Origin of the sequence: Pseudomonas sp., assembly GCF_049645325.1 — a bacterium.
Classification (GTDB): domain Bacteria; phylum Pseudomonadota; class Gammaproteobacteria; order Pseudomonadales; family Pseudomonadaceae; genus Aquipseudomonas.
The window spans coordinates 1-5,397 of the sequence record NZ_JBARTQ010000325.1; the positions used below are offsets into that span (position 1 = coordinate 1).

The following is a 5,397-nucleotide window of genomic DNA, read 5'->3' on the forward strand; positions in this document are numbered from 1 at the left end:
TCCCACGCTCTGCGTGGGAATGCAGCCCCGGACGCTCCGCGACCTGCCCCAAGTCCGGCGCAAGGTAACGCGGAGCGTCACAGGAGGCGTTACCACGCAGAGCGTGGGAACGATCATCCATCGAAAAGGCGGTTTTATTGCTGCAGGATTTGAGAAACAGTTTTGTGATATCCACTCACAATAAAAGCAAAAAAATGCCCCGATCTCACGACCGGGGCATTTTTTTTGTAACGGTTACAAATCTCAGTGATTAACCGCCCCGCTCGCCCCCAGGCCAGTTTGCGAACGCACAAACTGCGGGAAGTACAGCGCACGCTCTTTCTCTGCCGCCGCCGACTTGTCGGTGATGGAGAAGAACCAGATGCCGACGAACGCAATGATCATCGAGAACAGCGCCGGGTATTCGTACGGGAAGATGGCTTTTTCATGGTGCAGGATCGACACCCAGATGGTCGGGCCCAGGATCATCAGGCCTACGGCACTGATCAAGCCCAGCCAGCCGCCAATCATCGCGCCACGCGTGGTGAGGTTCTTCCAGTACATGGAAAGCAGCAGCACCGGGAAGTTACAGCTGGCGGCAATCGAGAACGCCAGGCCGACCATGAACGCGATGTTCTGGCTTTCGAACAGGATACCCAGGCCGATCGCCAATACACCCAAGGCCACGGTGGTGATCTTCGAGACGCGAATCTCATCCTTTTCGTTGGCCTTGCCTTTCTTGATCACGCTGGCGTACAGGTCATGGGACACCGCCGAAGCACCCGCCAGGGTCAAGCCGGCAACCACTGCCAGGATCGTGGCAAACGCCACGGCCGAGATGAAGCCCAGGAAGATACTTCCGCCCACCGCGTTGGCCAAATGCACCGCCGCCATGTTGTTACCGCCCAGCAAGGCGCCTGCAGCATCCTTGAACGCCGGGTTGGTGCTGACCAGCAGGATCGCGCCAAAACCGATGATAAAGGTCAGGATGTAAAAGTAGCCGATGAAGCCTGTGGCATACAGCACGCTCTTACGCGCTTCCTTGGCGTCGCTGACGGTGAAGAAGCGCATCAGGATGTGCGGCAGACCAGCGGTACCAAACATCAGTGCCAGGCCCAGGGAAAATGCCGAGATCGGATCTTTCACCAAGCCGCCCGGGCTCATGATCGCTTCACCTTTAGGGTGAACCTTGATCGCCTCGGCAAACAGCATGTTGAAATCGAAGTTGACGTGCTTCATCACCATCAGCGCCATGAACGAGGCACCGGACAGCAACAACACGGCCTTGATGATCTGTACCCAGGTGGTCGCCAGCATGCCGCCAAACAGCACGTACATGCACATCAGGATGCCCACCAGGATCACCGCAACGTGGTAGTCCAGGCCAAACAGCAGTTGGATCAGCTTGCCCGCGCCGACCATCTGCGCGATCAGGTAGAACGCCACCACCACCAGCGAACCACAGGCCGAGAGGCTGCGGATCTGGGTTTGCCCCAGGCGGTAGGACGCGACGTCGGCAAAGGTGTACTTGCCCAGGTTGCGCAGGCGCTCGGCGATCAGGAACAGAATGATCGGCCAGCCCACCAGAAAGCCGATCGAGTAGATCAGGCCGTCGTAGCCGGAGGTGAACACCAGCGCGGAAATCCCCAGGAAGGACGCCGCCGACATGTAGTCACCTGCAATCGCCAGGCCGTTCTGGAAACCGGTGATCTTGCCGCCAGCTGCATAGTAGTCGGCGGCCGACTTGTTGCGTTTGGACGCCCAGTAGGTGATGCACAGGGTCGCGCCAACAAAGGCGACGAACATCAGGATTGCTGCGATGTTCAAGGGTTGTTTGTGCACCTCACCGGTCAATGCATCTGCCGCCCAAACCGCGGGGGCAAAGACCGAAGCGCCGAATACAGCCAATAGACGACGGATCATTGCGCAGCCTCCTTGAGAATCGCATTGTTCAGGTCGTCGAATTCGCCATTGGCGCGTCGTACGTAGATAGCCGTGAGGATGAAGGCCGAGACAATCAGGCCGACACCGATCGGGATGCCCCAGGTGATGGATGAGCCTGGGCTCAGTTTAGCCCCCAGCACTTGTGGCCCGTAGGCGATCAACAGGATGAAAGCGGAGTAAAGCCCTAACATGATCGCCGAGAGAATCCAGGCGAACTTTTCTCGTTTACTGACCAGCTCCTTGAAACGCGGGCTGTTTTGAATCGAGAGGTAAATGCTGTCGTTCATTGTTTTTATCCTCGCAGCACAGCTTTTTTATTATTGGAACGTATCCACTGTATGCGGCTGCAGAACAGGTTCCAGACGACCTTAGTATTAGAACGACATTAGGCTTGGCGCCAACTTTGGACTGATTAAATTGACAGCCTTTGCCCCAGAAACGACAAAACCCACCTGACGAAGACGCCAGGCGGGCTTACAAGGTGCTATCTAGAGGCTTCGGTGCTTATTTACCGACCCACTCGGCCACACGCTCAGGGTGCTTGGCGACCCAGTCCTTGGCCGCCGCTTCAGGCTTGGCGCCTTCCTGGATGGCGAGCATGACTTCGCCGATTTCATCCTTGGAGGCCCACTGGAATTTCTTCAGGAAGGCCGCAACTTCCGGCGCTTTCTTCTCCAGGCCCTTGCTGCCGATGCTGTTGACGGTTTCAGCAGCACCATAAATCCCTTTTGGATCGTCCAGGAAACGCAGTTTCCACTTGGCGAACATCCAGTGTGGCACCCAGCCGGTGACCGCGATGGATTCCTGCTTGTCTTCGGCGCGGGTCAGCTCGGCGATCATTGCGGCGCCGGAGCTGGCTTGTAGCTTGTAATCAAGGCCATACGCCTTGATGGCTTCGTCGGTTTTGAGCATCACGCCCGAACCAGCGTCGATGCCGACGATTTTGTTCTTGAAGGTGGTGTCGGTCTTGAGGTCTTCGATGGACTTGGCCTTGACGTACTCCGGCACGATCAGGCCGATCTTCGCATCCTTGAAGTTGGGGCCGTAGTCGACCACCTTGTCCTTGTTCTTGGCCCAGTACTCACCGTGGGTCACGGGCAGCCACGCCGAGAGCATGGCGTCGAGCTTGCCGGTCGCCACGCCCTGCCACATGATCCCGGTGGCGACGGCCTGCAGTTTCACGTCATAACCGAGCTTTTGCTTGATCACTTCCGCCGCCACGTGGGTGGTGGCCACGCTGTCGGACCAGCCATCTACATAACCGATGCTCAGGGTTTTGCTGTCGGCGCTGGCCAGTGTGGAGCTCATCGCAACTACCAGAGTGGCAGCTGCGCCCAAGAGTCGTCGCATCTTCATCGTACTTCCCCGAAAGTGCTGCGCCCGACGGATGCCGAGCGACGTCAACCTAGTTGTTATGGTGGTGCACCGCGCCCCCTTCACGCGCATCGATCCGGCTGCTGCCACATCAGTGGAGTGCTGACGCTTTGATCATCAACCCGCGCAGGCTTGGAACCTGCTCTGACTGCGACCTCAGGTAAGCAAGAAACGACATCACATCGCCAGCAGGACGTTTTGTAGGGCTTGGCGTCAAAATCCCGCCCGAACTTTGCATGTCTAAATTATGCAGCCCCACTGGGACGGGACAAATCCGGGTAAGATGCGCGCCTTTGCTCCTCCAGATAAGCCGACCATGCCCGCGACTGCCCGCTTTCCTGCCCTGCCCTATTTTTTCGCCTTGATCCTTGGCTTGCTTGTCCTTGTCGGCTACTGGTACGGCCTTGGTCGGCCGGTGGTGCTGCCGGATGTCGCGAGTGCCAGCCACAAGATGCAATGCGCGTCCTACACCCCGTTCGACAAGGACCAATCGCCCTTCGACCAGCCCTTCAAGCTGCGCCCCGAGCGCATGGACGCCGACCTTGCCCTGCTGGCGACCCGCTTTGAATGCATCCGCACCTATTCCATGACCGGCCTCGAAGCCTTGCCGGAACTGGCGCGCAAGCATGGGTTGAAGTTGATGATCGGCGCCTGGGTCAGCAGCGATCCGGTGGCGACCGGCATGGAGGTTGACCAGTTGATCGCCTCCGCCAACGCCAACCCTGATGTCGTGACTTCGGTGATCGTCGGCAACGAAGCCTTGCTGCGCAAGGAAGTCACCGCCAAGCAGTTGGTAACGCTGATCCATAAAGTCAAAAGCCAGATCAAGCAGCCGGTCACATATGCCGACGTGTGGGAGTTCTGGCTGAAGCATCCGGAAATCGCCCCGGCAGTAGACTTTTTGACCATCCACCTGCTGCCCTACTGGGAGGATGACCCGTCCGGCATCGACCAGGCGCTCAAGCATGTGGGCGATGTACGCCAGACCTTCGGCAACAAATTCGCGCCTAAAGATGTGCTGATCGGCGAGACCGGCTGGCCCAGTGAAGGCCGCCAGCGCGAAACCGCCGTGCCGAGCCGGGTCAACGAAGCCAAGTTCATGCGCGGTTTTGTCGCCATGGCCGAGGCCAATGGCTGGCACTACAACCTGATCGAAGCCTTCGACCAACCCTGGAAGCGCGCCAGTGAAGGTGCGGTCGGTGGTTACTGGGGGCTGTTTGATGCGGATCGCCAGGACAAGGGCATCCTCGCCGGGCCGGTGACCAATGTGCCTTATTGGCCGCTGTGGCTGGGCGTTGGCGGGATCATCCTGCTGGGCACGCTGGTGCTTGGCGGTCGTGTTCGCAGCACCCGCGCCGCGCTGTTGCTGCCATTGCTCGGTGCAGTGGCCGCCTGCTCCATCGGCACGTGGGCAGAGCTGACTCGCGTCACGGCACGTTTCAACGATGAATGGGTGTGGGCTGGCTTGCTGGTGGCGCTGAACCTGCTGGTGCTGGCCCACGCGGCGTTGGCGTTGAGTGGCCGCGAAGGGTGGCGCGAGCGTGCCTTCAACTGGCTGGAGCAACGTGCTGGCTGGCTGGTCGCAATCGCCGGGTTCGCGGGCGCCGTGATGATGTTGGCGATGGTGTTTGACCCGCGCTATCGCAGCTTTCCGAGTGCGGCGCTCCTGTTGCCGGCGCTGGTTTACCTGGTGCGCCCGGTGACCGGGCCGCGTCGGGAGATCGCGCTGCTGGCCTTTATCATCGGTGCGGGTATTGCGCCGCAACTGTATCGCGAAGGTTTGCTGAACCAGCAGGCCTGGGGCTGGGCCGTTGTCAGTGGGCTGATGGTTGTGGCGTTGTGGCGTTGCCTGCGGGTGCGCAAGGCTTAAGGTCGCTATTGCGTGTGGTTGTTGCGGCGGGGCGAATGAGTACATATCCGTTGTTTGGGTGATCGCTTGTATGGGTTCCGCCCTTACGGCGGGTCACTTTCGAAAAGCGCGAAAGTAACCAAAGCGCTCTTGCCCCTCCACTCGGCACCTCGCTGTGGCTCGGTGTGCCCTCACTCCGGCTTGAATCCGTGGGCCGCCGTGACGGGCCATCCATGGCCCAACACGGCTAA

At 59.4% G+C, this 5,397-nt stretch carries 4 protein-coding genes; 1 reads left to right on the top strand and 3 read right to left on the bottom strand.

What is annotated here, in order from left to right:
* Positions 1 to 243: 243 nt before the first annotated feature.
* From WBB95_RS14625 to WBB95_RS14635, 3 genes are all read right to left on the bottom strand, one after another.
* Positions 244 to 1,902 (bottom strand): cation acetate symporter, encoded by a 1,659-nt coding sequence (locus WBB95_RS14625; protein WP_424488229.1) that lies wholly within the window; start codon positions 1,900 to 1,902, stop codon positions 244 to 246.
* Positions 1,899 to 2,210: a DUF485 domain-containing protein gene (locus WBB95_RS14630; RefSeq protein WP_424488230.1), complete on the bottom strand. Its 312-nt coding sequence runs from the start codon at positions 2,208 to 2,210 to the stop codon at positions 1,899 to 1,901. Before WBB95_RS14630 ends, WBB95_RS14625 begins: the two co-directional genes overlap by 4 nt.
* Positions 2,211 to 2,427: 217 nt before the next feature.
* Positions 2,428 to 3,279 carry a glycine betaine ABC transporter substrate-binding protein gene (locus tag WBB95_RS14635; RefSeq protein WP_424488231.1) on the bottom strand — a complete coding sequence of 284 codons (852 nt, stop codon included), beginning with the start codon at positions 3,277 to 3,279 and terminating at the stop codon, positions 2,428 to 2,430.
* 334 nt (positions 3,280 to 3,613) lie between these two features.
* On the opposite strand from WBB95_RS14635, the gene WBB95_RS14640 reads away from it, so the two are divergent.
* Positions 3,614 to 5,167: a glycosyl hydrolase family 17 protein gene (locus tag WBB95_RS14640; protein ID WP_424488232.1), complete on the top strand. Its 1,554-nt coding sequence runs from the start codon at positions 3,614 to 3,616 to the stop codon at positions 5,165 to 5,167.
* Positions 5,168 to 5,397: the final 230 nt, after the last annotated feature.

Bases quoted from the DNA above. Each gene is read 5' to 3' on its own strand.
- WBB95_RS14630 (WP_424488230.1), bottom strand. From the start codon at position 2,210: ATGAACGACAGCATTTACCTCTCGATTCAAAACAGCCCGCGTTTCAAG.
- WBB95_RS14635 (WP_424488231.1), bottom strand. From the start codon at position 3,279: ATGAAGATGCGACGACTCTTGGGCGCAGCTGCCACTCTGGTAGTTGCG.
- WBB95_RS14625 (WP_424488229.1), bottom strand. From the start codon at position 1,902: ATGATCCGTCGTCTATTGGCTGTATTCGGCGCTTCGGTCTTTGCCCCC.
- WBB95_RS14640 (WP_424488232.1), top strand. From the start codon at position 3,614: ATGCCCGCGACTGCCCGCTTTCCTGCCCTGCCCTATTTTTTCGCCTTG.